The organism is Synechocystis sp. PCC 7339 (assembly GCF_019924095.1).
Taxonomy (GTDB): Bacteria; Cyanobacteriota; Cyanobacteriia; order Cyanobacteriales; family Microcystaceae; genus Synechocystis.
The window spans coordinates 2,137,863-2,160,816 of the sequence record NZ_CP063659.1 but is presented as its reverse complement, the minus strand read 5'-3'; the positions used below and the strand labels follow the sequence as shown (position 1 = coordinate 2,160,816).

At 50.1% G+C, this 22,954-nt stretch carries 23 protein-coding genes and 2 tRNA genes; 16 read left to right on the top strand and 9 right to left on the bottom strand.

The genetic code is table 11. The features are described from left to right. The first annotated feature begins 14 nt into the window (after positions 1-14). Positions 15-1,619, top strand: a complete 1,605-nt coding sequence (gene hflX, locus IQE94_RS10305; protein ID WP_223343219.1) for a GTPase HflX — start codon at positions 15-17, stop codon at positions 1,617-1,619. Positions 1,620-1,777: 158 nt separating this feature from the next. On the opposite strand, the gene IQE94_RS10300 is transcribed toward hflX, so the two are convergent. After that, positions 1,778-2,536, bottom strand: a complete 759-nt coding sequence (locus IQE94_RS10300) for a biotin/lipoate A/B protein ligase family protein (RefSeq protein ID WP_223341858.1) — start codon at positions 2,534-2,536, stop codon at positions 1,778-1,780. Between the two features lie 65 nt (positions 2,537-2,601). Here IQE94_RS10300 and IQE94_RS10295 point away from each other — a divergent pair. The 6 genes from IQE94_RS10295 to IQE94_RS10270 all read left to right on the top strand — a co-directional run bounded on the left by IQE94_RS10295 (position 2,602) and on the right by IQE94_RS10270 (position 9,236). Further along, a tRNA-Gly gene (locus IQE94_RS10295) sits at positions 2,602-2,672 on the top strand. A gap of 66 nt (positions 2,673-2,738) precedes the next feature. Continuing rightward, on the top strand, positions 2,739-4,163 hold the full coding sequence (locus IQE94_RS10290) for an isochorismate synthase (RefSeq protein WP_212718007.1): 1,425 nt from the start codon (positions 2,739-2,741) through the stop codon (positions 4,161-4,163). Positions 4,164-4,246: 83 nt separating this feature from the next. After that, positions 4,247-5,587 carry a hypothetical protein gene (locus IQE94_RS10285; protein ID WP_212718006.1) on the top strand — a complete coding sequence of 447 codons (1,341 nt, stop codon included), beginning with the start codon at positions 4,247-4,249 and terminating at the stop codon, positions 5,585-5,587. A 234-nt stretch (positions 5,588-5,821) separates the two neighbouring features. Next, on the top strand, positions 5,822-7,393 hold the full coding sequence (gene lnt / locus IQE94_RS10280) for an apolipoprotein N-acyltransferase (protein WP_212721749.1): 1,572 nt from the start codon (positions 5,822-5,824) through the stop codon (positions 7,391-7,393). A 54-nt stretch (positions 7,394-7,447) separates the two neighbouring features. Then, the gene (locus IQE94_RS10275) at positions 7,448-7,729 is read left to right on the top strand and encodes a glutaredoxin family protein (protein ID WP_212721745.1); all 282 of its coding nucleotides are present in this window, start codon (positions 7,448-7,450) and stop codon (positions 7,727-7,729) included. Between the two features lie 70 nt (positions 7,730-7,799). Beyond that, positions 7,800-9,236 carry a sugar transferase gene (locus IQE94_RS10270; RefSeq protein ID WP_212718005.1) on the top strand — a complete coding sequence of 479 codons (1,437 nt, stop codon included), beginning with the start codon at positions 7,800-7,802 and terminating at the stop codon, positions 9,234-9,236. A gap of 130 nt (positions 9,237-9,366) precedes the next feature. Here the strand turns inward: IQE94_RS10270 and IQE94_RS10265 are convergent, their stop codons facing one another. Beyond that, positions 9,367-10,377 carry a hypothetical protein gene (locus tag IQE94_RS10265; RefSeq protein ID WP_223341857.1) on the bottom strand — a complete coding sequence of 337 codons (1,011 nt, stop codon included), beginning with the start codon at positions 10,375-10,377 and terminating at the stop codon, positions 9,367-9,369. An 85-nt stretch (positions 10,378-10,462) separates the two neighbouring features. Beyond that, positions 10,463-11,818 carry a tRNA (N6-isopentenyl adenosine(37)-C2)-methylthiotransferase MiaB gene (gene miaB, locus IQE94_RS10260; protein ID WP_212718004.1) on the bottom strand — a complete coding sequence of 452 codons (1,356 nt, stop codon included), beginning with the start codon at positions 11,816-11,818 and terminating at the stop codon, positions 10,463-10,465. Between the two features lie 124 nt (positions 11,819-11,942). Here miaB and IQE94_RS10255 point away from each other — a divergent pair, with 124 nt between their 5' ends. The 4 genes from IQE94_RS10255 (at position 11,943) to IQE94_RS10240 (ending at position 13,959) form a co-directional block, all read left to right on the top strand. Continuing rightward, complete coding sequence (locus IQE94_RS10255; RefSeq protein ID WP_212718003.1) at positions 11,943-13,094, top strand: NAD-dependent epimerase/dehydratase family protein; 1,152 nt, start codon at positions 11,943-11,945, stop codon at positions 13,092-13,094. Positions 13,095-13,203: 109 nt separating this feature from the next. Beyond that, complete coding sequence (locus tag IQE94_RS10250) at positions 13,204-13,374, top strand: type II toxin-antitoxin system HicA family toxin (protein ID WP_370630540.1); 171 nt, start codon at positions 13,204-13,206, stop codon at positions 13,372-13,374. After that, positions 13,371-13,640 carry a type II toxin-antitoxin system HicB family antitoxin gene (locus IQE94_RS10245; protein WP_212718002.1) on the top strand — a complete coding sequence of 90 codons (270 nt, stop codon included), beginning with the start codon at positions 13,371-13,373 and terminating at the stop codon, positions 13,638-13,640. Before IQE94_RS10250 ends, IQE94_RS10245 begins: the two co-directional genes overlap by 4 nt. Before the next feature lie 28 nt (positions 13,641-13,668). Next, entirely contained in the window at positions 13,669-13,959 is a 291-nt protein-coding gene (locus tag IQE94_RS10240) for a DUF2470 domain-containing protein (RefSeq protein ID WP_212718001.1), read from the top strand. A 36-nt stretch (positions 13,960-13,995) separates the two neighbouring features. Here IQE94_RS10240 and IQE94_RS10235 read toward each other — a convergent pair whose 3' ends face one another. From IQE94_RS10235 to IQE94_RS10225, 3 genes are all read right to left on the bottom strand, one after another. After that, positions 13,996-14,691 (bottom strand): Uma2 family endonuclease, encoded by a 696-nt coding sequence (locus IQE94_RS10235; RefSeq protein WP_212718000.1) that lies wholly within the window; start codon positions 14,689-14,691, stop codon positions 13,996-13,998. 84 nt (positions 14,692-14,775) lie between these two features. Continuing rightward, on the bottom strand, positions 14,776-15,504 hold the full coding sequence (locus IQE94_RS10230) for an OB-fold-containig protein (RefSeq protein WP_223341855.1): 729 nt from the start codon (positions 15,502-15,504) through the stop codon (positions 14,776-14,778). 20 nt (positions 15,505-15,524) lie between these two features. Continuing rightward, entirely contained in the window at positions 15,525-16,622 is a 1,098-nt protein-coding gene (locus IQE94_RS10225; RefSeq protein ID WP_212717998.1) for a TrkA family potassium uptake protein, read from the bottom strand. 123 nt (positions 16,623-16,745) lie between these two features. Here IQE94_RS10225 and IQE94_RS10220 point away from each other — a divergent pair, with 123 nt between their 5' ends. The 4 genes from IQE94_RS10220 (at position 16,746) to IQE94_RS10205 (ending at position 19,491) form a co-directional block, all read left to right on the top strand. Continuing rightward, positions 16,746-18,035, top strand: a complete 1,290-nt coding sequence (locus tag IQE94_RS10220; RefSeq protein ID WP_212717996.1) for an aspartate aminotransferase family protein — start codon at positions 16,746-16,748, stop codon at positions 18,033-18,035. A 125-nt stretch (positions 18,036-18,160) separates the two neighbouring features. Continuing rightward, a complete protein-coding gene (locus IQE94_RS10215; protein WP_212717993.1) occupies positions 18,161-18,475 on the top strand; it encodes a cupin domain-containing protein in 315 nt (104 codons plus the stop codon). Positions 18,476-18,482: 7 nt separating this feature from the next. Continuing rightward, positions 18,483-19,124, top strand: coding sequence for a PAP/fibrillin family protein (locus IQE94_RS10210; protein WP_212717991.1), 642 nt, complete (start codon positions 18,483-18,485; stop codon positions 19,122-19,124). A 28-nt stretch (positions 19,125-19,152) separates the two neighbouring features. Continuing rightward, positions 19,153-19,491: a hypothetical protein gene (locus IQE94_RS10205; protein WP_212717989.1), complete on the top strand. Its 339-nt coding sequence runs from the start codon at positions 19,153-19,155 to the stop codon at positions 19,489-19,491. Positions 19,492-19,576: 85 nt separating this feature from the next. Here IQE94_RS10205 and fghA read toward each other — a convergent pair whose 3' ends face one another. The 3 genes from fghA to IQE94_RS10190 all read right to left on the bottom strand — a co-directional run bounded on the left by fghA (position 19,577) and on the right by IQE94_RS10190 (position 21,629). Next, positions 19,577-20,407 (bottom strand): S-formylglutathione hydrolase, encoded by an 831-nt coding sequence (gene fghA / locus IQE94_RS10200; RefSeq protein WP_212717987.1) that lies wholly within the window; start codon positions 20,405-20,407, stop codon positions 19,577-19,579. An 8-nt stretch (positions 20,408-20,415) separates the two neighbouring features. Beyond that, positions 20,416-21,528 carry an S-(hydroxymethyl)glutathione dehydrogenase/class III alcohol dehydrogenase gene (locus tag IQE94_RS10195; RefSeq protein WP_223341854.1) on the bottom strand — a complete coding sequence of 371 codons (1,113 nt, stop codon included), beginning with the start codon at positions 21,526-21,528 and terminating at the stop codon, positions 20,416-20,418. A gap of 28 nt (positions 21,529-21,556) precedes the next feature. Further along, positions 21,557-21,629 (bottom strand) — tRNA-Arg (locus IQE94_RS10190). Between the two features lie 233 nt (positions 21,630-21,862). On the opposite strand from IQE94_RS10190, the gene bchI reads away from it, so the two are divergent. Next, positions 21,863-22,936 (top strand): magnesium chelatase ATPase subunit I, encoded by a 1,074-nt coding sequence (bchI, locus tag IQE94_RS10185; protein ID WP_194017662.1) that lies wholly within the window; start codon positions 21,863-21,865, stop codon positions 22,934-22,936. Positions 22,937-22,954: the final 18 nt, after the last annotated feature.

Here is a 22,954-nt window from a genome sequence, read left to right as displayed (position 1 = left end):
ATCGCCTGCTGACGATGGAATTGGCCCAGCGCCTAGGGGCCATCAGCCAGGAAATCAAACAGCCCGTTTCGGTGTACGTTAACCGGCGGGGACAAATTATCCGGGTGGGAGTGGGCACGCCCCGGCAAACCCAAATTCCGCCTTTGGAATTACCTCGTTATGGGGAAAAGCGACTATCCGGCATTCGTTGCCTCACCACAGATTTAAAGGGTGAGGCCCCCAGGGAATCTAGTTTAATTGCCATGGCCCTGCAGAGATTGGATGCCCTAGTGGTGCTGAGCGTCACGGGTCAGGGTTTTGCCAAACGGGGAGGCGGCGTAACGGGCTATGTGGACACGGGATATTTAGCCCATTTACTGCCCCAAAGCAGTGACGATATGGGAGATAGGGTAGCTGATTGGGTGGTTTCCCCAGCGGTGGCCTTGGAAGATTTGGCCGAAGAAGCCATCCTCGATTTGGTGGAAAGCCTGGAGGCAGAATTTGAAAGGGAATTCATTGCCCGCCAGGTGGAAGCAGGGCAGGAAAGGGTCTTGGTGATGGGACTTAAAACCAGTGAGTTGGATGACCAGAGCTTTGCGGAAGGTTTGACGGAGTTAGAACGACTGGTGGATTCCGCCGGGGCCCAGGTGCTCCAGGTAATGCAGCAAAATCGCAGTAAACCCCATCCCCAAACCGTAGTGGGGGAAGGCAAAGTGGAAGAGTTGGCCTTGGCAGTGCAGACCACGGGGGCCAATCTAGTGGTTTTCGACCGGGATCTATCCGCTGCCCAGGTGCGAAATTTGGAACAACGGTGTGGAGTTAGGGTAATTGACCGCACCGAATTAATTTTGGATATTTTTGCCCAGCGGGCCCAATCCAGGGCTGGGAAGTTACAGGTGGAATTAGCCCAGTTGGAATACCTGTTACCCAAATTAGTGGGCCGGGGTCAGGGCATGTCCCGGTTGGGGGGAGGTATCGGCACCAGGGGGCCAGGGGAAACCAAGTTGGAAACGGAACGGCGTACCATCCAAAGCCGCATTGCCAAGCTACAAAAACAGGTTAATGAGTTACAGTCCCATCGCTCCCGGCTAAGGAATCAACGCCAACAACAGGCCGTCCCCACCGTGGCGATCGTCGGTTACACGAATGCGGGCAAATCCACCCTACTCAATGCTCTCACCCAAGCGGATATCTACGCCGCCGACCAACTGTTTGCCACGTTAGACCCCACCACTAGGCGTTTATCCCTATTTGATCCGGATAATCAAACCTACCAGCCCATTTTGCTAACGGATACGGTGGGTTTTATCCATCAATTACCCGATGCTTTGGTGGATGCCTTTCGGGCTACTTTGGAGGAAGTGACGGAAGCGGATCTATTACTCCAGGTGGTGGATCTATCCGACCGAGCTTGGCGACGACAGATCGGCTCTGTGGCCAATATTTTGGCGGAAATGCCCTTGGCTACGGCACCGATGGTGATGGTTTTTAACAAAATTGACCAAGTGCCCAGTGAAGCTTTGGCGACGGCCCAAGCGGACTATCCCCAGGCGATTTTTTTGGCGGCGGCCCAGGGTATTGGTTTGGAAACGCTAAAAAAACGTTTGCTAGAGCAAATTTTGATGGATTTGTCCGACTAGTACTTATTTTGCACTAATTTAACCTTAACATGCCGTAATTGCTCCACAAGGACGCAGATTCCTTCCTCCGCCCTAACCTTAAAGTGGGAGTTGGTCGCCGAATGGGGTTCAGTTTCAACCTGATTCACAACGGGCAGGAAATCCAGCCAAAATCCGCTTCAGTATTTCCTGCACTTTTCCTTCACCATTGCCCACTCCTGGGAGGTGAGGGGTTCCCACTGTAAGCAGGATTGAAAATGCTGTTGGGCTGAAGTGGTCAAAACCTGTAAAATCCGGGACAGATTCGGATAACTGGTCAACTCCGCCATGGTTTTTTGCCATGGGGCCGGTTGTCCAAAGACAAGTTCAAACAAATGGCGATCGCCATGCCAAACCATTTCTCCGTGTTGCAGAAGGGCACTGGACGTTTGCCGTTGGGCACTGCCAATTAATTTATCCCCCGTGGCACTGACTAAATCCGCCACTGTAGCGGTGCTGAAGCAACTGGCGTTGTGGATATAACCCCGGCCCCCCTGGCCGTAGGTTAAGGGTAGCCCCAACTGGCCCCAGCCCTGGATGAGGAATTGGCAAATGTGTCGATAAATTTCCCGGCGTTTACCTCCGCTCGCCCCGCTTACGACAGCATAGGTTAGCCCCCCTTGGTGCAACACTGCCCTCCCACCACTGGGCCTCGTTACCAACCCAAGCGATTGCCCTTGCCAAGTTAATTGCCGCCAATGGTCTGGCCAGGATTTTTGCAAATAACCCAGGGAAATGGTGGGCCTAGACCAACCGTAGAAACGCAACACCGATCGCCCGGTGTGGGGAAAATAATCTTCCAATAACCATTGATCCAACGCCATTTGTAAATTACCGGGAGCTTGGATGTAGGGCAATAAACGCCAGGGGGAAGATTGAGCGGGGGGAAGGGTGGCCAACGGGAAAGTTCTCCTGACAAAAGTCTAGGCAAAATATGTTAGTCTTAAAAACGCTAGGACAACACGCGGGTGTAGTTTAGTGGTAAAACCTTAGCCTTCCAAGCTAATGATAGGGGTTCGATTCCCCTCACCCGCTTTGGGTAATGGGTACAGCGGTCTCCGAAACTCGATAATTTTGATTGATAATCTCTGATCGTCCCTGATGTCCGTTGCGACACCCCTCCTCGACCGTCATCCATGCTCCCTCGATAATTCCTCGGTTCTGCACGGTTATCTGGTGGAACAGCAGAGGAGTCTTGCTTCTGGCCAACGGTTCCTGTGGAGCTTTACGGAGAACTTGGGAAAGGTTGATCCCCTGGCGGTATTTGGGGCGCTCAATGTCCAAGATCAGGTCCATTTCTACGGTGAAAATCCCCAGCGGGGGGAAACCATCTTGGCCTTTGGCATTTGCCAGTCCTTGAGGATTTCCGGCAAGTATCGTTTCAGTTTGGCCCAACAGTTTGCAGAGGACTGTTTCCAGCGTTTAGTCCCCATCGGCAATGCCCAGGGCCGGAGTCAGCGCCCCTACATTTTTTGTGGCTTTAGCTTTTTTGACCGCACCTCCAACCGCAATCCTTTTGCTAATTCTTTTTTGTTTTTACCCCAAATTCAGGTGGTGAAAACGTCCCAGCAGTGCTTGTTAAGCTGGCAAGTTAGTCTGGATGTTAATACCGATATTACCGATTTGGTGGATTTTATCGGTGCAACGCTCAGTGCCATCCGTCGAGTAAAACCCTCTAGGGATCTCCATACTCCCCCCATTGGGGCAAGGGCTCCCCGGCTGACGGAAACGGAAGTAGCCAAGCTTGCCACGGCGATCGCCTCTAGCTTGGAGGAAATTGCCCAACAAAGATTGAGTAAGGTGGTGTTGGCAACGGCATTGGATTTGGACTATGGTTGTCGGTTCAATACGGCCCATTGTTTGCAAAGACTGCGGCAACAGTATGGAGATTGTCATTTATTTTCCTGGGGCAATGGCCAGGGAGACTGTTTTGTGGGGGCTAGCCCAGAAAGATTACTGAGTTTGCATAATCAACAGTTGGTCACTGACGCTCTGGCCGGTTCGGCCCCCAGGGCTGCGGATGTCCCAGGCGATCGCCAATTGGGACAACAGTTATTGCACAATCCCAAGGAATTGCGGGAACATCAAGCGGTGTTGGACTACCTGCTCCAGCGTCTACGGGCATTGGGCTTAAGCCCTCAGGCTTCTTCCTTGAAATTGCTCAAATTAGCCAATATCCAGCATCTCTGGACCCAAATCCAAGCCCCCCTCCCCCCCCACATCCATCCCCTGGCCCTGGTGGAACAACTCCATCCCACTCCCGCCGTGGCCGGTGTCCCTGTGGCGATCGCCGAAGATTTAATTCGTCGCCATGAAACCTTTGACCGCAATCTCTATGCCGCTCCCCTGGGTTGGCTAGACAGCGAAGGCAATAGCGAATTTATTGTCGGTATTCGTTCCGCCCTCCTTTCCCGCAACCGAGCCAGACTATACGCCGGAGCTGGCATTGTGGCGGGTTCCGATCCCCTCAAGGAAGTGGCAGAAATTGAGCTTAAACTCCAAACCCTGTGGCGTTCTTTGATTTAACCAATAATCTCGCAACACCATCAAGCCAAAATAGAATGGGAATAATCTGCCGTTGCGTTTTGGTCTAAAGGGGAGAAACCGTTATGCGTCTCAATGCCAAAGCAAAGTCATTTTTAACCAAGGAAATCAATCGGGAAGCGGAATCCCTCGGTTTTGAGGTGCAAAAGGATATTGTCCTCAAACGCTTAAACCAATTGGCCCAGGAAAAGGGTAAACCTTTGGGTAAGGAAGATTTGGTTGGGCAGGTGACGGATATGTTCCCTACCATGGGCGATCAAATCCTAACCAAGGCGGCGAAATTAAATACGGCTCAGCCATGGCGCCTCTGGCTAAAAGCAGGGGGAGTTGTGGGCGCTGGTTTAGTGGGTTTTATGGGCTTAATTTGGTTGGTGAATTTACCCTACCCGATGGTGCGGCGGCCCGTGGCTCGGGTGGCTCCCATGTTGCTTTTGCCCAGTTATCTTAATATGGACAGGAATTATCGCGAGGCGATCGCCCATGGAGAACAAGCGGATCAGTTGGTGAATAATGCCACCAGTGCGGCGGATATTGAATTGGGGGCAGAAAAAGTACGCTTAGCCCAGCAGAATTTGGACCAATTGCCGGTATGGTTCCTGGGCTATGAGCCGGTGAAAGTGTGCCAATTTATGGGGGGCTGTTCTTGGAATTTCACCTTTGACGAATTTCAGCAGGCCCGGGCCCAGGTGGGACGTATGGAGGCCAGGGTTTTTCAGGAAAAAAATGCCCTATCAGCCCTGACCACAGCGGAGCAGAATATTCAGGGAGCGAAAGCTAGTTATGAACAGGCCACGACCCCAGAACAACGGCAAGCGGCGATCGCAAGTTGGCAGGAGGCCGTCAATCAATTGATCCTAATCCCAGAGGAAACCTTGGCCGGGAGCCAAACTACCAATCGTTTGCGCAACTATGAACAGGAATTCCAACAGGTGGTGGGTTTAGTGGCGGCGACAAATCAAACCCAAACCATGGTGATGGCGGCTCAGCAATTTGCCCAGCGGGCCGATCAAACCATGGCCCAGGCTCCGTTAACGACGAATCAATGGCAGGAAGTATTGAATTTATATCAAGAAGCCATCCAAAGATTGCAAATGGTGCAACCCCAAGATGCCCAATATTTATCCGCCCAAACTTTTCTGGCGGAATATACAGAAACCCTTGGTAAAATTCGCATCAATTTAGCGGCGGAACAGGGAGCCATAGACCAATTTGACCAAGCCCAAAACCAAATTCAAAACCTATTAACTAATCTGCCCCCCAGCAGTGACAGTCAAGGCCGCAACCGTATTAAAGGGGAAATTAGCCAAATTATTAATCAACTACAAAAGGTACAGCCAGGCACCACCGTTTATGACCAGGCCCAGACCCTAATTAACCAAGCCCAAAGTCGAGCCCAGCAACTTTAACCAATGGCTTATTTGAAAATTTGTTTGCAAAGTTTAGATCGATGGATTTACTATTTTAAATTCTGTTTCAAAAGGCAGTCCTATCTAAAATTTCTGTCCTTATCAAGGAAGCATTTGACACCAACGACTCAACTTCTAAAATAGGTTTATTTTAAGGGTTAAAGTTCATTGAATAGACAAAAATTAAATGCCATGGTGGGGAGCTTAATCTCCTTAATTTTGGGGGGCATGGCTATGGGTTTAGCGACGGCTCCTTTAGGCTGGACTTATTTAGCTTGGTTGGCCCAGATTCCCCTCTGGTTTCGGGTTTTGAGGAAAAATACTACCAATCCTGATTTACTTCCACCAAAAGCTTTTTTACTTTCAACACTACTAGCGGCCACAGCCTGGGGCGGTGGTTTCTACGGCATCGCCTTATTTTGGATCACTGGAGTTCATCCCCTCACTTGGTTGGGGGTACCTTGGCTGGCCAGTCTGGCGATCGCCGCTTTTTGTTGGTTAGCAATCACAGCTTGGGGCATTATCCTGGTATGGGTTTGGTTATTGGCCATGGCGGTTTGGCGAGTTACCACAGCCCGGACAAAGGTTAATCCTATTTTTAGAAATTTGTCCTTAATTCTTTGGGGTACCGCCAGTTGGTGTACTTTGGAAACCCTCTGGAGCTATTCCATTCTGTGGTGGAGTCCGGTGGCCTATACCCAAAGTCCTAGTCAATTATATTTTTTGCAGTGGGGATCTCTTGGGGGGTCGGCGTTATTAACTACTTTTATTGTGGCTATTAATGGACTGTTAGCCTTAGCTTTAATTGATTTTTTAGATGCTAAAACCTCTAACAATCATGGCCATAGTTGGCCCTATTTCCTCCTGGCTATGGTGATCTGGCTTGGTTGTCAGGGAGGAGGTTGGTTACTTTACCAAAAACCCTTGGCGGATGTACCAGAACAAAGCCTTAATGTGGGCATTATCCAAGGCAATATTCCCAATCAAATTAAATTTAATAGTGAAGGTTGGCGCCGGGCGATCGCCGGTTACACAGAAGGTTACAAAAAACTAACTGAGCAAGGAACAGAAATAGTACTCACCCCGGAGGGAGCCTTACCCTATCTTTGGGAAACGGTGGTGGCCAAAAGTGGTTTTTACCAAGCTATTTTGCAAACCCAGGTGCCGGTGTGGTTGGGGGCCTATGGCACTAAGGAAAATGGTTACACCAATAGCCTCTTTACCATTGATGGCCAAGGACAATTGCAGGGTCGCTACGACAAAGTTAAGCTGGTGCCTCTGGGGGAATATATCCCCCTCAGTAACGTTTTTGGGCAATTAATCCAACGGCTTTCCCCCCTCAAAGAGCAGTTACTCCCCGGCGATCGCCCCCAGGCGTTACCAACTCCCTTCGGTCCAGCAGCGGTGGTCATCTGCTACGAGTCTGCTTTTCCCCATTTATTACGTTCCCAACTCCTACAGGGAGGGGAATTTATTCTTTCTAGCGCTAATAATGCCCATTACAGCGACACCATGGCCGCTCAACACCATGCCCTGGACGTGATGCGAGCCATTGAAGGCGATCGGTGGCTGGCCCGGGCCACCAACACGGGACTTTCAGCGATAATTAATCCCCGGGGAGAGACTCTCTGGTTATCGGCTATGAACCAGTATCAAATCCACGCTGGCCCCATTTACCGTCGTCAGAATCTCAGTCCCTATAGCCGTTGGGGGGATTGGGTGGTGGTTTTATTGTTAATCCTGTCGGCGATCGCCTGGCTTTATTCCCTGGGCAACAAGTCCAGAGGGGCGATTCATTTTCAATAGGTTACCTGGATTTTCCTGACCCTCAAAGTTCAAACAGGCAAGACTGCACCAATGGTGAAAACTAACCGCAACATTATGGAATTAATTTTATACAGCAAGCCCGGTTGCCATCTCTGTGAAGGATTGATGGAAAAATTAGCCCAAATTGACAGCCTGGCCATTGAGCTAGAAGTCCGTGACATTACCACCAATGAACCATGGTGGGCCGCCTACCAATATGAAATTCCGGTGCTTGTGTGGCGATCGCCGACGGGGGAAATTACTTTACCGAGGTTATCTCCCCGGGCTCCTGTTAGTCAGTTAGAAAAACTGTTGCAACAATACGTTAATAGCTGATTTCCCCTGGCAATGGAAAGGGTAGGCTTAGATCAGTGGCGATGTCCATTCAGCCCCCCAGGGACAGCGGATGAATAAATGGTTCAGTAAAAACTTTCTGGCAACGGACATTCGGGCTCCCCATAATTTTTCCGGGGTGCATTTAGCTCCCCCCCAGTGGCTGAAACTAATTTTTTTGCTAGGGGCGGACTTTGGTGCTCTACTGTTAGCTTGGATTGCGGCGCACCGCCTCAATGATTTCTATTCCCCGCCTCCGCCCCAGTTTGTTTGGTGGACCTGGTGGGGATTGCCCAGTTTATTTTGGTGTTACGCCGTCATTGTTCTGATTGTTTTTACCTACGGGGGTTTATACCGTCCCCAGACCCGTACTCAAAACTTTCTCGGCGTCATTAAACTGATCAGCTACGTTTTTCTCCTCACCCTGGTGGCGAAATATTTTTACGACCCGGCGATCGACCTGCCCCGTTCCCTATTTTTTTCAGCTTGGGGTACTAGCATTATTTTCGTCACCCTAGCCCGTTTTGGGACTAGCCTTGTCCTCAGTCCCCTGGAAAGTCGCCAAGCTATCCCCATTTTCCTTATCGCCACCTCCTACCGTATTCAGCACCTCACCGTCACCCTAGAGAGACGTTCCCAATACCGAGTGGTGGGGGCCGCCCTGGCCAGCACTGCCCACAGCCATCATACTTTGCAACAAATTTTGGCATCCGGGGCCCAGGAAGTTCTTGCTGAAGCCTTGCCTGAAGCGGATTTAGCCTCTAGTTTGTACTGGCATTTACGGGGGGAAAACATTGCCCTAAGACTATTACCATCCAGCCGAGATATGCTCTACCGTCGGGGCATGCCGGAAATTTTTGCTGGTCTACCAACGGTGCGGGTGGAAATTCCCTTACTGGTGGGATTGGATTACCGCCTCAAAAGATCTTTGGACTATAGTGGAGCCTTATTGGGCATTGCTTTGCTTTCTCCCCTATTTTTGGCGATCGCCATTGCGATCAAACTATCCTCCCCGGGCCCTGCTTTTTTCCGCCAGGAACGGGTGGGACTCCAGGGCAAAACTTTTCAAATGTGGAAATTTCGCACCATGGTGGTCAATGCTCCCCTGCTCCAGTCAAAGCTGGAAGCCGCCAATGAAAACGATGATGGCATCATGTTCAAGCTCAAACGTGACCCCCGCATTATCCCCCTCGGACATTTTCTGCGCCGCAGTAGTTTGGATGAAATTCCCCAATTATTCAATGTGGTAATGGGGCAAATGAGTTTGGTGGGCCCCAGGCCTCTGCCCCTGCGGGACGTGGAACGGTTTGATGCCTGGCATCATATTCGTCATCAGGTAATGCCTGGGGTTACAGGACTATGGCAAATTTCCGGGCGATCGGATATTGGCAGTTTCGACGACGTTGCCCGCCTAGATTTGTACTACATTGATAACTGGTCATTAAACCTTGATTGGGACATCCTTGTGGAAACAATCAGAATATTGTTGTTTAGGAAGGGAGCTTATTAGGGAAGATGTTGAAAAACACGCCTCCCATGTTGCAGGGAAACGCAAGGAAAGTGCCTACAATTTTTCCAAGCTTTATTTAGTCGATTTAGGAGGTAAAATAAAGCTCTACAAACGAGCTGTGAGAACTTGTTCAAAAAGTGCTATTGTCAGCCCTAAAGTCAGCCTCGATATAGCCCGTTTCTACCAAAAAGGCTCGCAGAGCATCGGGATAGGAGTCGTATTTAACCTCCTTTAAACATTTACTTTGGTCGTCGTACTCCAAACAAGTGGTTAATCCCCAATCAGATTCCCGGTCGTAGTATTTAAGCATGGTCTGCCAACCATCATCTAGTTCTCCAATTAGGGCTTTATTCGCTACGTAGGCCGCCAGAAACCCATTTTTTTCCCAATCTTGCCCCATTATTTCTGGTAATTCTTTTTCCATAGATTGGGCATTTTCTCGATGGATGAACTGAAAACGAGATTCAAAGGAAACGTCCACCACTTCCCCATTTTGCAGGGCTAAAATTTGGGCCGGGGCCGCACTACCGGCATAGGAGGAAAAACGGTAAAGAAAACGGTTATCTATCTCAGCGTACTCATACCAACCATCCCCATCTAAGTCGGCGGCTTCGTGGGGGCCACCGTTAAATAAACCCAGATCCACCACGAACCAATCCTGTCCCTGGGCTTGACTGGTAATGATTTTGACTTCGTTACAACAATGGGCACCGCCGGTATAGGTGGCAAAGATTACTGCGGACTGGGCATTGGCCGCATCCATGGGGGCGATTTGTACTAGGGCAGTGGGAAACATCGCTTCCGTACCTTCCACTAAGGCTACCGTTTGTCCTTGCCATTGCACTGTGACGGTGGGAGTCCAGGATTCGTATCCATCCTGGGTCACCTTAGTGTGCTTGAGGATGGCGGTAAGTTGGCCCTGGCTGACTTGCCCATCAATTTTGCCCGACTCCTGATCCGCCATAAAAATACTTGTCTTGGAGGCTTGGGCTAGATAGGTCCCTTGGCGATCGCCATTTTCCCCTTGACTGCTCTCTTCCGCCGGGGGGAAGGAGGGGGTAATGGCACAGGCAGATAGAGGCCAAACTGAGGTTAATGCTAGCCCCAGGGCACCAATGTAAAAACCTTGACGTAGAGCCATAACTATCACCTCCCAAAGATCGGACTGTTGAATTTCTGCTAATCTTCATTGTGGCAGGAATTTTTTTGGGCAATAACTTTTTCGCCTAGGCAGTAACTAAACTTAAAGCTTCCCCGGTGAGGCTAAAGGCCCGGGCTTCGGTAATTTTCACCGGTACCGTTTGACCCAACAGTTCGCCAATGTCTCCTTGGAAGAAAGTTAAGCGGTTGCCCCTGGTACGTCCCATCACCTGCCCCGGACTCTTAAGGTTTTCCCCTTCCACCAACACTTCTTCCACTCGCCCCAGATAACGCTGGGAACGTTCCATGGCCTGGGTAGAAACCAAATGATTTAACCTTTGTAGGCGATCTCCTTTTACTTCCTCAGATAACTGATTGTCCCAGAAGGCGGCGGGGGTGCCGGGGCGGGGAGAATAGGCGGCGGTGTTAAGCAGGTCAAAACCCACCTCTTCAATTAAGTTGAGGGTATTTTCAAACTGGGCTTCCGTTTCCCCTGGAAAACCAACAATCACATCGGCACTGATGGCCGCATCGGGCATATAGCGACGGATTTTTTCAATGATCTGTAGATACTTTTCCCTGGTGTAGCCCCGTTTCATGGCTTTAAGAATGTCGTTATCCCCCGATTGGAAAGGAATATGGAAATGTTCACAGACCTTTGGCAACTCTTGGCAGGCTTGAATTAACCGTTCGGTGAAATAACGGGGATGGCTAGTGGCAAACCGCAGGCGATCGATCCCCTCAATGTCGTGGACGTGGTAAAGCAAATCCGTCAGGGTATGGAGATGGCGACCCGATGGAGTCGTGCCTGGTAAATCCCGGCCGTAGGCATCAATGTTTTGCCCCAGCAGTGTGACCTCCTTAAATCCCTGTTGGGCCAGGACTGCCATTTCCCCATAAATGGCTTCCGGAGTACGGGATTGTTCTACCCCCCGCACATTGGGCACCACACAATAACTACAGCGTTCATTACAACCGTAGATAATATTCACCCAGGCACTAACGGTACTTTCCCTGCGGGGTTTGGTGATGTCTTCCATAATGTGCAAGCTTTCCGTCGCCACCACTTGACTACCAGCCCACACCTGTTCTAGTAACTGATCTAGCCGATTAGCATGTTGGGGCCCCATTACTAAATCTAACTCTGGCACCCGCCGTAATAACTGTTCCCCCTCCTGTTGGGCCACACAGCCCGCCACCACCAGGGTTAATTTCGGTTCCGTTTGTTTGCGTTTGGCCTGTCTTCCCAGGTAGGAGTAGACTTTTTGCTCGGCGTTGTCTCGGATGGAACAGGTATTGTAGAGGACTAAATCCGCCTGATTGGGATCATCGGTGTAGGTCATACCCAAATTGTCCAGAATGCCGGCCATCCTTTCCGAGTCCGCCTTATTCATCTGACAGCCAAAGGTAATAATGTGATAGCGACGGTGAGAAACATTCATGGGAAATAGGGCAAAGTAATGAACAGCACAATGTCTGATTATAGTTCCCCGTCTTAACCCCCGGCTGTCCCCCAACCTGATAAATTGGACAGATATCAGTGATAGACATTTACTCGGATTTAATATGAGAGCTCTGGTTATTGGCGGTGATGGTTACTGTGGTTGGGCCACGGCACTGTATCTCTCTAACAAAGGCTATGAAGTCGGTATTTTGGACAGTCTAGTCCGCCGCTATTGGGATGCCCAACTAGGGGCGGAAACCCTAACCCCGATCGCCCCCATCCGGCAACGCATTGATCGTTGGTATGAGTTGACCGGTAAGAAGATCGACCTGTTTATTGGCGATATTAACGACTATCCCTTTTTGACTAATGCCCTCCGCCAGTTCCAGCCCGATGCGGTGGTGCATTTTGGGGAACAACGGTCGGCCCCTTTTTCCATGATTGACCGGGAACATGCGGTGTTGACCCAGGCTAATAACGTGTTGGGTAACTTGAATCTGCTCTATGCACTGAAGGAAGATTTTCCCGATTGTCATTTGGTCAAACTCGGCACCATGGGGGAATACGGTACGCCCAATATTGATATTGAAGAGGGCTACATCACCATTGAGCACAAGGGTCGGAAAGACACCCTGCCCTACCCCAAACAACCCGGTAGTTTCTATCACCTCAGTAAGGTCCACGATAGCCACAACATTCACTTCGCTTGCAAAATCTGGGGTCTGCGGGCCACGGATTTGAACCAGGGCATCGTTTACGGGGTGCTCACCGATGAGACCGGCATGGATGAAATGCTGATCAACCGTCTTGATTATGACGGTGTATTTGGTACTGCTTTAAACCGTTTTTGCATTCAGGCGGCCATTGGTCATCCCCTGACAGTGTACGGTAAAGGTGGCCAAACCCGTGGTTTGCTGGATATTCGGGATACGGTGCGCTGTATTGAATTGGCGATCGCCAACCCGGTCGATAAAGGTCAATTCCGGGTGTTTAACCAGTACACAGAACTATTCAGTGTCGGTGACCTGGCCCAGATGGTACAAAAAGCTGGCGCAGATCTCGGACTGAAAGTGGAAATCGACCACTTGGAAAATCCTCGGGTAGAACTGGAAGAACATTACTTCAACGCCGTTAATACCAATCTGCTGGATCTGGGACTGCAACCCCACTTCCTGTCTGATTCTTTGCTTGATTCCCTGTTGAACTTTGCCACCAAGTACAAAGACCGGGTGGATCAAAAGCACATTCTGCCGAAAGTTACCTGGCGCGGCTAGGTCTAAATGACGGTTACCCCCACTAGTTTAGTGGGGGTTTTTTTTGACATTTTTTTGTCCAATGCTTTCCCTGTCTGGACATTAAGAAACGGCAACCAGAGTACGAGACATCATCAAATTGTTAGAATCAGATGGTTGGTTTTTGGTGAACACTGTTGGTAGTCATCGACAGTTTAAACATCCTACTAAAACTGGTAAAGTGAATGTCTCAGGAAAATTGAGCGATGATGTTCGCAAAGGAACTTTAGCAAGTATCCTCAAACAGGCAGGATTGAAATGATTGATCGATATCTTGTGGTTTTAGAAAAAAGTAGCACGGGCTTTTCTGCTTACTGTCCCGACGTGCCCGGCTGTATCGCCACAGGGAAAAACTTGGAAGAAACTGCGGCACAGATGAAATCGGCTCTGGGGTCACATCTAGCAGATATTGATCCGTTGCCCCAACCAAAGGGCATTGAATCCTATTTGGAAGCCTTGCAGGATTCCGCTGGGGAGGAATTTTTCCTAACCCACATTGCCCCGGACAAAATCTTAGTTAATTTTTAAATTTTTTATTTTTTCATTTGCAAAAACTATGGCCGATCCCCTCACCCCTGCTATCAGTGACCGTATTTGTAAGCACATGAACGAAGATCACGCCTCGGCGATCGCCCTTTATGCCCAGGTCTTTGGTCAACAGACTAACGTGACTACGGCCCAGATGCAGGCCATTGACCCCACGGGCATGGATTTAGTGGTGGAAAGTGAGGGGGGCTCGAAAACTATCCGCATCGAATTTGAGCAACCTCTGCAGGATTCTGAAGATGCCCACCAAGTATTGATTGCCATGGCTAAACAGGCTCGGGGTGCTGGGAAAAATAGTTAATCTGCACCATTGATCCTGCCGTTACCTGGATAACGATTAAACGTCAATGCCGGCCTCCGCTAATAATGCCTTGAGGCGATCGTTTTCCGCTTCCGCTAATTCGGCCCGGAGTTTTTCCCGCTCAGCCCGTTGGGCCTCTTGGTCTGCTCGTTGGGATGCCTGTTCAGCCTGGGTTGCTAATTCCACTGTGGAGAGAAAAAGTCGCCCGTCGGGGTAATAAACCCGCAAAGTGTCAGCGGTCAACTCAAATTTTATGCCCAGCAAAGGACTCGCCCAATTGGCCATTTCTTCGATAATGGTCAACTCTCCGTCAATGCGCTGCAACCCAGTCAGCTCATTGTCATCCGGATCGTAAATATAGTACTCTTCGACGCCATGATGGTCATAGAATTTCAACTTTTTCGTCATTTCCTTGAGGGTGTTGCCGGGGGATAAAATTTCAAACACCACTTGGGGCGGTTGGTTATTTTCCTGCCACTGGCGGTAGGAACCCCGTTTCCCCTTGGGTCTGCCCAGGGCCACCATGACGTCCGGTGCCACACGAATTTCTGGGTGTCCTTCCACCGGATACCACAACAGGTCTCCCCCCACAAATACGTCTGGGTTTTGGGCGAAAAGACATTCCAAATTTTCCTTTAGGAGAACAATCCACTCAAATTGTTCTGTGTTGTCGGCCATGGGCTGTCCATCGCTGTCGGGGTAAATGATTTCTCGGTCGAGGGCTACGGTCATGGGGTTAATCCTCGCAATTTTTTCTCCAGTCTAGACAATGCTTTGAACTGGTGGAATTTTGACTAACATCGAAAATTTGGGTATTCAAGACTTTAACCATTTATCCTGGTCGGAACTGTCCTTGGCGATCGCCAAATAGCCATAACCCTTGGGGGACTGGTCGATGATCAAAATTTCCTGGTTATGGTGGGGAATGACGGTGGCCCAATCCGGTAGACTAACGCTCAAAGTTAGTAAGTTGCCAGCATTGTCGTAAACGTGGGCTTGGCCGATGGTGCCATTGGCTAGGTAGGGTAATTTTTTTGAAGTGACAGTGCCGGTACAACCAATGACCCGTTCTGCGCTGACATCCTGGCTAAAGGTTTTAAATAAATTGGCGATCGGACGGGACGCCAACCGACCAAGCCAAAGACTGATGGCCAAGGAAATCAGGAAAATTATCCCAGCCCAACCCAATAACTGACTAGGTATAGTCCCCGTTACCGTACCAACGGCCACATTGAGTATCCAGCCGATTACCCCCCAGAGACTAAAATCTATGCCCAGAAGAATCATTAACGGAACTTTGCCCAAACCAAAAAAGGAGAGTACTTGCAGGGCCATGGGCACCGCTTCCCCTTCCTCTATGGCTCCCCCTTGATCAAGCTCCACATCCAAATGGGTGATTTCTACGTCCGGTACTGCATCGAGGGCCATCTCCACTTCCAGATCTAGGTCTTCATTTCCATCACCGGAGATAATCATTAACCCTAGGCAGAGCACCCCCACCGCCAGTAGTAACCAGTAGGGCAAATTAGCTAAGTGGAAAAGCATAATGGTGGCATTCCTTGATACTAACGATGGTTTTTGGGCAGACGCACCGGCGCCGGATTGAGGGGACAAAGGAGTTGATTGAGGGCGCGGAGTTGTTCCACTGTGCCTAGGCAAATGAGGGCATCAGCATCTAGTAAATGGGTGTCCCCCATGGGGCCCACAATTAATTTATGATCTTGGCGACGAATGGCCAGAATTAATGCCCCCGATTGGGCCCGGAGTTGGGCTTCCCGCAAAGTTTGGCCAATGTAGGGGCAGTCCTGGGCCCCAATACGAAATTCTTCCATATAAAAAGACCGATCCGCCCCCGTCAAGATGCCATCGACAAAACTCACCACCTGGGGCCGCAGTGCCGCTGCCGCTAGCCTTTTACCTCCGGTAATGTAGGGGGAAACTACCTCATCAGCCCCAGCCCGTTTAAGTTTTTGCACCGCTTCTTCGGAACTGGCCCTGGCGATCGCCCGAATTTGAGGATTAAGGGTTTTAGCGGAAAGCACAGTGTAAAGATTTTCCGCATCGGAGGAAAGGGCGGAAACAATACAAATAGCCCGTTCAATATGGGCCGCTAGGAGGGTTTCGTCCAAGGTGGCATCCCCCTGGAGGACGGCATAGTCCCTCAGCTTGGCTTGGATGATAATTTCTGGGGAAGCGTCAATTACCACAAAGGGAATATTTTCCACCGCAAACTCAAAGGCAATTTGTTGTCCCGTGCGTCCATAGCCACACAGAATGTAATGGTCTGCCAATCGCTCAATCACCTTTTGCTCCTGCCGCCGGCGTAAACTGTCTTGAAAATATCCCTGGATAAAGGCTTCGGTGAAACGGTTTACCATGTAGCCGATGGTCAATAGGCCCATCAAAATCAGCAAAATGGTAAACAAACGGGATGCCGGACTAAGGGGATGGGTTTCCCCAAAACCAACGGTGGCCAAGGTGATGGTGGTCATATAGAAAGCATCCAACCAAGTCCAGCCTTCTACGTACCTATACCAGGCCGTACCGATCACAAATAGGCTCGCTAGGGTAATGGCCCCGGCCATTAATTCCTGCCTTAACCTGCGCCCCTGGCGATCGATCAGATTTAACAGGTTTCCCTGACTTGGTGATCCCAATCCCATCCTAAAACCTCACTTAAAACAGGTCAGTCGATTTAAGATCAGGAGACAATTATTTCAGAGGGGTGACCCTACCCCTGCAGACCATATCCAAATTTGGCCAGTCTAACGCGTTAGGAGCCCCCTGTGACCTATTCCCCTGTTGTTGACCCCGTCGAACCCCAAGCTTTTGCCGTGACCGACCTATCCACTGCCGCTGAGTTTAAAACCGAAGATTTTGATGCCTATGTGATGAAAACCTATGGGCGTTTTCCCATTGCGATCGCCAGGGGCCAGGGAAGTACTTTATGGGATACCCAGGGCAAAAGTTATCTTGATTTTGTCGCTGGCATTGCCACCTGTACCCTCGGCCACGCCCATCCAGCCCTAATTAATGCAGTTTCTGAGCAAATTCAAAAGCTCCACCACGTCTCAAATCTATACTACATTCCTGAGCAGGGAGAGCTGGCTAAATGGATTGTGAACCACTCCTGTGCGGACCGGGTTTTCTTTTGTAACTCCGGGGCAGAGGCCAACGAAGCTGCGATTAAATTGGTGCGAAAATATGCCCACACCGTTCTAGATTTCCTGGAACAGCCCGTTATTCTCACCGCCAAAGCTAGTTTCCACGGCCGCACCTTGGCCACCATCACCGCCACAGGCCAACCGAAATATCAGCAGTATTTTGATCCCCTGGTGCCGGGCTTTGATTACGTGCCCTACAACGATATTCGCTCCTTGGAAAATAAGGTGGCAGATTTAGACGAAGGTAATAGTCGGGTGGCGGCCATTTTCCTGGAACCATTACAAGGGGAAGGGGGAGTCCGCCCCGGAGATTTGGATTATTTCAAAAGGGTGCGGGACATTTGTGACCAAAACGATATTTTGCTGGTCTTCGACGAAGTGCAGGTGGGGGTAGGACGCACCGGCAAGTTGTGGGGCTACGAACATCTGGGGGTAGAGCCAGACATTTTCACCAGTGCTAAGGGCCTGGCCGGGGGCATTCCCATCGGGGCAATGATGTGCAAAAAATTCTGTGACGTGTTTGAGCCGGGTAACCATGCTAGTACCTTTGGCGGCAATCCCTTTGCCTGTGCCGCTGGGCTAGCGGTGTTAAAAACCATCGAGGGCGATCGCCTGTTGGACAATGTCCAGGCCCGGGGGGAACAGCTACGGAGTGGCTTGGCGGACATTAAAAATCAATATCCCACACTCTTTACCGAAGTCCGGGGTTGGGGCTTGATCAACGGCTTGGAAATTAGCGCCGAAAGTTCTCTCACTTCCATAGACATCGTTAAGGTTGCCATGGAAGAAGGACTACTACTGGCTCCCGCTGGCCCGAAGGTGTTACGGTTTGTGCCACCCTTGGTGGTAACGGAAGCAGAAATTGCCCAGGCAGTGAAAATTCTGCAAAAGGCGATCGCCACTTTGGTTTGATCTGCCAGTTGTTGATAAATATCAAACCGCCCTGGTTTTCTGATCGGAGTCTGGGGCGGTTTATTGTTGGGGAACCAAACTGTGAACCTAGTTGACCTGCTGAAACTTTTACTCCTGACCATACGATGAAAAACCTTTGGCAACTACCCAATCCCCTACCGGATCAAGAACAATTTGATCTGTTGCTGGAAAATAAAAATATTACTTTGGAACGAATTATTTCCACTGGGCAAATAACTCCAGAGGGGAAATGGTACGATCAAGACCGTCCAGAATGGGTAGTATTATTGCAGGGAAAAGCGGAAATAACCTACGATACCGGTGCAGTGATTAGCCTTAATCAAGGGGATTATTTGCTTATTCCGGCTCGGCAAAAACATCGGGTAACATTTACCAGTAATGAACCACCCTGCATTTGGCTAGCCTTACATTTTAATTAAATTAATTATGGATCCAGACCGTCAAAACCTAAAGCAAAAACTATTCGCACTGATTCAGCCTCTACAAAAAGCCAAGCGGGGTGCTCCCCTCACCAACCGTACTTTACCGGCAAATACTTCCAACCAAATTGAATCCCTAGTGACGGCGATTGAGACCCTCAATCCCAACCTATCTCCATTGCTATACTCACCCCAATTACTAGATGGCAATTGGTTACTAAATTACTCCACTGCTAGGGAAATTAGATCTCTAGATAAGCTGCCCCTAGGACTGAAAGTTGGCCGTATTTATCAAATTATTAACGTCCCCAATCAATCATTTCTCAATCAAGCTTTTGTTTACCATCCCCTGGGTTTAGCAAAAGGTTACGTCAAAGTAACGGCAAAGTTTGAGATTGCCAAACCGGCTGGGGCAGTCTTGCCCGATAAACGCATCAATGTGGAATTTCTTGAAAGAATAATTTCTGTGCAAAAACTAATGGGTGTGCCTACCCCCAAATTAGATCCAGCCAAAGTTGTGCCCGCCCGATCGCCGGAGGGAAGAATTCCCTTCTTAGAAATCACCTATCTTGATGACGATTTGAGAATTGGTAGGGGCGGCGAAGGTAGCCTGTTTGTTTTGTCAAAAGTGGTCCAGGTCACTCCATAGCATTGACCATGATTGGGAGCAGATGCTAATGAAAACTAAGTTGGCAATGATACTAGTTTTTAACTGTTTATTTTCCGTCTTCATTAATCGTGGTATGCAGGCAGAAGAAAGCATCAACGCCGCCGATTGTAGCTTTAATGGTCACCTCCTCCAAGGCAAAATTCAATTAGTTGATTCTTTTCCCGATCTCACAGTGCAGGTGGTAAATGCCTTTCCCCATCTTAAGGTGCAACTAGTAGAAAGCTTTCCTAATCAATGTGGGCAATGGCAAATTGTGAACTCCTTTCCCGATACCAAAATTAAAATTGTTGAATCCTTTGCCGACGTTAAAATTCAGTACGTAGATAGTTTTCCTGGCCTGCCGTAACGCCCATTGCTTTAAATGTTTTTCGGGCATAGTAATAACAAAAGAAAGTTTTTCCTTCCCTTCAACAAAGAAGATTAGACGCAAATCAATCTAGCAACGCCGCTCCATGCCAATCGATATGCTCACCCATAAAGCTGGCAATGAAGTAATAGCTGTGGTCGTAGCTCGGTTGCAACCGGAGGGTGAGAGGATGGTTAGCCGCCTCGCAAGCCGCTTGGAGTAATTCTGGCCGCAGTTGGGTGGCGAGGAATTGATCGGCGTCCCCATAGTCCACCAAAAGGGGGAACCGCTCCGGGGCGGATTTAATCAGAGCACAGGTATCCCACGGTTGCCAGCTTAACTGGTCATCCCCAAGGTAAGTCCTGAAAGCCTTTTGTCCCCAAGGCACCTGGGTGGGGGCAACAATGGGAGCAAAGGCTGAAACACTGCGATAGCGACCAGGATTACGCAGGGCAATGACCAGGGCGCCATGACCCCCCATGGAATGGCCAAAAATACTCCGGGCATCGGTGGCGGGAAAATTATCTTCAACCCATATCGGCAGTTCTTGCACCACATAATCATACATACGGTAATGGGCAGCCCAAGACGGTTGGGTGGCATTGAGATAGAAACTGGCCCCTATACCCAAGTCATAATCTTCAGAGTCAACTATGCCCTCACCCCGGGGACTGGTGTCCGGCGCCACAATAATTAGTCCATGCTTAGCAGCGTGTTGCTGTAGACCGGCTTTAGTAATGGCATTTTGTTCCGTGCAGGTGAGGCCCGACAGCCAGTACAAAACTGGGCAACGTTGACTAGTAGCTTGAGGAGGAAGATAAATGGCAACGTTCATGGCGCAATTGAGCACGGCACTGTGATGGCGATAAACGCTTTGCCAACCGCCAAAGCTGGCATGGTGTTCTAATCGTTCCATGGGTTGTATTAGTAGTGGATCACACTGCGAATCGATTTGCCTTCATGCATGAGGTCAAAGGCTTGATTAATCTCGCTGAGGGCCATGGTGTGGGTGACAAAGGGAGCCAGTTCAATTTCCCCCCGCATGGATTGTTCTACCATACCTGGCAGTTGGGAACGACCTTTAACACCACCAAAAGCTGTACCCATCCATCTGCGACCGGTAACAAGCTGGAATGGTCTGGTGGAAATTTCTTGGCCAGCCCCTGCCACGCCAATGATCACAGATTGACCCCAACCCCGGTGGGCACATTCCAGGGCAGAACGCATTACCTCCACATTGCCGATGCACTCAAAGGAGTGATCCACTCCCCAGCCGGTCATCTCGACTATGACTTGCTGAATGGGTTGGTCATAGTCCCTAGGATGATTAATACAGTCGGTGGCCCCCATTTGCCTGGCAAGCTCAAATTTAGCCGGATTGGTGTCGATGGCAATGATGCGGCCCGCTTTAGCCTGACGAGCTCCCTGCATCACCGCAAGGCCAATGCCCCCGAGGCCAAACACTGCCACTGAGTCCCCCGGTTGCACTTTGGCGGCATTGTGTACAGCACCGATGCCCGTGGTGACGCCGCATCCCAGTAGGCAAACATGTTCGTGGTTGGCTTCAGGATTAATTTTCGCTAGGGACACTTCGGCGACGACGGTATATTCACTAAAGGTGCTACAACCCATGTAATGGTGGAGGGGTTGGCCATTGTAGGAAAAGCGACTGGTGCCATCGGGCATGACCCCTTTTCCCTGGGTGGCCCGCACTGAAACACAAAGATTAGTTTTGCCAGAACGACAAAATAAACATTCCCCACATTCCGCAGTGTAGAGGGGAATAACGTGGTCTCCCGGTTGAACGCTGGTTACCCCTGCCCCCACTTCAACCACAATGCCTGCGCCCTCATGGCCCAGCACCACGGGGAAAAGCCCTTCTGGGTCATTGCCGCTGAGGGTGAATGCGTCCGTGTGGCAGACCCCGGTATGGGTTATCTTGACCAAGACTTCCCCTTGCTTAGGTGGGGCCACATCTATTTCCACGATTTCCAAGGGTTGGCCCACTTCAAAGGCAACGGCGGCACGGGATTTCATAGCAGATCCTTAACGTTGACGGGAATAACGGGTGCGGCAGGATTCGAACCTGCGACCGTCCGCTTAGAAGGCGGATGCTCTATCCACTGAGCTACGCACCCAGGCTTGCCACTCAAACCCATTCTCCCATATTTTTTGGGGCCAAGGTTTCACCGTTGCAGGCAGGTTCCCAACCTTGTGTCAAAATGGTTAACGGCCGGATTTTGGCCGCCCCCGATGGAATGCCAAAACTTGGTTGATCTTGGCGGAGTTCAATTCCCCCTGACCAAGTTTGATTTCTGGTCCCACGGAATCTAATAAGTTTTAATTATTTTTTATTTTTGTCCCTTTGCCCATGACTGCCACCCTTGCCGCTCCCAGCAAAACCCGCCGTGTTGTTTTTCCTTTTACGGCGATCGTTGGTCAAGATGAAATGAAGTTGGCCCTGTTGCTCAATGTCATTGATCCCAAAATTGGCGGTGTGATGATCATGGGCGATCGGGGGACAGGCAAATCCACCACCATTAGGGCCTTGGCGGATTTGTTACCAGAAATTGAGGTGGTGGCTAACGATCCGTTTAACTCTTCCCCCAGCGACCCAGAAATGATGAGTGAGGAGGTACGCATCCGAGTAGATAGCCAAGAGCCCCTTGCCATTGTGAAAAAGAAAGTCACCATGGTGGACTTGCCTCTGGGGGCAACGGAGGACCGGGTGTGTGGCACCATTGACATCGAAAAAGCGCTTTCGGAAGGGGTTAAGGCCTTTGAACCGGGTCTATTGGCTAAGGCCAACCGGGGCATTTTGTATGTGGACGAAGTTAACCTGTTGGACGATCACTTAGTGGATGTGTTGTTGGACTCCGCCGCCGGGGGGTGGAATACGGTGGAGCGGGAAGGCATTTCCATTCGTCATCCAGCCCGTTTTGTGTTGGTAGGTTCCGGTAACCCTGAGGAAGGGGAATTGCGGCCCCAATTATTAGACCGATTTGGTATGCACGCTGAAATTCGCACTGTGCGGGAACCGGCCCTACGGGTAAAGATTGTGGAGCAACGGACGGAATTTGACCAAAATCCCCAACCTTTCTGTGACCATTACCAAACGGAACAGGAGGCGTTGCAGGCAAAAATTGTTAACGCCCAGAATTTACTCCCCCAGGTGACCATTGATTATGACTACCGGGTGAAAGTGTCTGAAGTTTGTGCCGAATTGGATGTGGATGGGTTACGGGGGGACATTGTTACCAACCGGGCCGCCAAGGCGATCGCCGCTTTTGAAGGGCGTAATGAGGTAACGGTGGATGACATCAGCCGGGTGATTGTACTTTGTTTGCGCCATCGTTTACGGAAAGATCCCCTGGAGTCCATTGATTCTGGCAGTAAGGTGGAAAAGGTATTTAAACGGGTTTTTGGCATTGTCGATGAGGCTTAACGCTGAAATCTCTGTCGT

What these genes read in the sequence shown, in the direction of transcription:
- IQE94_RS10195 (WP_223341854.1), bottom strand. Translation starts at nt 21,528, where the DNA reads ATGAAATCCCGTGCCGCCGTTGCCTTTGAAGTGGGCCAACCCTTGGAA.
- lnt (WP_212721749.1), top strand. Translation starts at nt 5,822, where the DNA reads ATGGGTTTAGCGACGGCTCCTTTAGGCTGGACTTATTTAGCTTGGTTG.
- IQE94_RS10205 (WP_212717989.1), top strand. Translation starts at nt 19,153, where the DNA reads ATGAAAACTAAGTTGGCAATGATACTAGTTTTTAACTGTTTATTTTCC.
- IQE94_RS10230 (WP_223341855.1), bottom strand. Translation starts at nt 15,504, where the DNA reads ATGCTTTTCCACTTAGCTAATTTGCCCTACTGGTTACTACTGGCGGTG.
- IQE94_RS10285 (WP_212718006.1), top strand. Translation starts at nt 4,247, where the DNA reads ATGCGTCTCAATGCCAAAGCAAAGTCATTTTTAACCAAGGAAATCAAT.
- IQE94_RS10290 (WP_212718007.1), top strand. Translation starts at nt 2,739, where the DNA reads ATGTCCGTTGCGACACCCCTCCTCGACCGTCATCCATGCTCCCTCGAT.
- IQE94_RS10265 (WP_223341857.1), bottom strand. Translation starts at nt 10,377, where the DNA reads ATGGCTCTACGTCAAGGTTTTTACATTGGTGCCCTGGGGCTAGCATTA.
- bchI (WP_194017662.1), top strand. Translation starts at nt 21,863, where the DNA reads ATGACTGCCACCCTTGCCGCTCCCAGCAAAACCCGCCGTGTTGTTTTT.
- hflX (WP_223343219.1), top strand. Translation starts at nt 15, where the DNA reads ATGGAATTGGCCCAGCGCCTAGGGGCCATCAGCCAGGAAATCAAACAG.
- IQE94_RS10240 (WP_212718001.1), top strand. Translation starts at nt 13,669, where the DNA reads ATGGCCGATCCCCTCACCCCTGCTATCAGTGACCGTATTTGTAAGCAC.
- IQE94_RS10245 (WP_212718002.1), top strand. Translation starts at nt 13,371, where the DNA reads ATGATTGATCGATATCTTGTGGTTTTAGAAAAAAGTAGCACGGGCTTT.
- IQE94_RS10225 (WP_212717998.1), bottom strand. Translation starts at nt 16,622, where the DNA reads ATGGGATTGGGATCACCAAGTCAGGGAAACCTGTTAAATCTGATCGAT.
- IQE94_RS10270 (WP_212718005.1), top strand. Translation starts at nt 7,800, where the DNA reads ATGAATAAATGGTTCAGTAAAAACTTTCTGGCAACGGACATTCGGGCT.
- IQE94_RS10255 (WP_212718003.1), top strand. Translation starts at nt 11,943, where the DNA reads ATGAGAGCTCTGGTTATTGGCGGTGATGGTTACTGTGGTTGGGCCACG.
- IQE94_RS10210 (WP_212717991.1), top strand. Translation starts at nt 18,483, where the DNA reads ATGGATCCAGACCGTCAAAACCTAAAGCAAAAACTATTCGCACTGATT.
- fghA (WP_212717987.1), bottom strand. Translation starts at nt 20,407, where the DNA reads ATGGAACGATTAGAACACCATGCCAGCTTTGGCGGTTGGCAAAGCGTT.
- IQE94_RS10215 (WP_212717993.1), top strand. Translation starts at nt 18,161, where the DNA reads ATGAAAAACCTTTGGCAACTACCCAATCCCCTACCGGATCAAGAACAA.
- IQE94_RS10235 (WP_212718000.1), bottom strand. Translation starts at nt 14,691, where the DNA reads ATGACCGTAGCCCTCGACCGAGAAATCATTTACCCCGACAGCGATGGA.
- miaB (WP_212718004.1), bottom strand. Translation starts at nt 11,818, where the DNA reads ATGAATGTTTCTCACCGTCGCTATCACATTATTACCTTTGGCTGTCAG.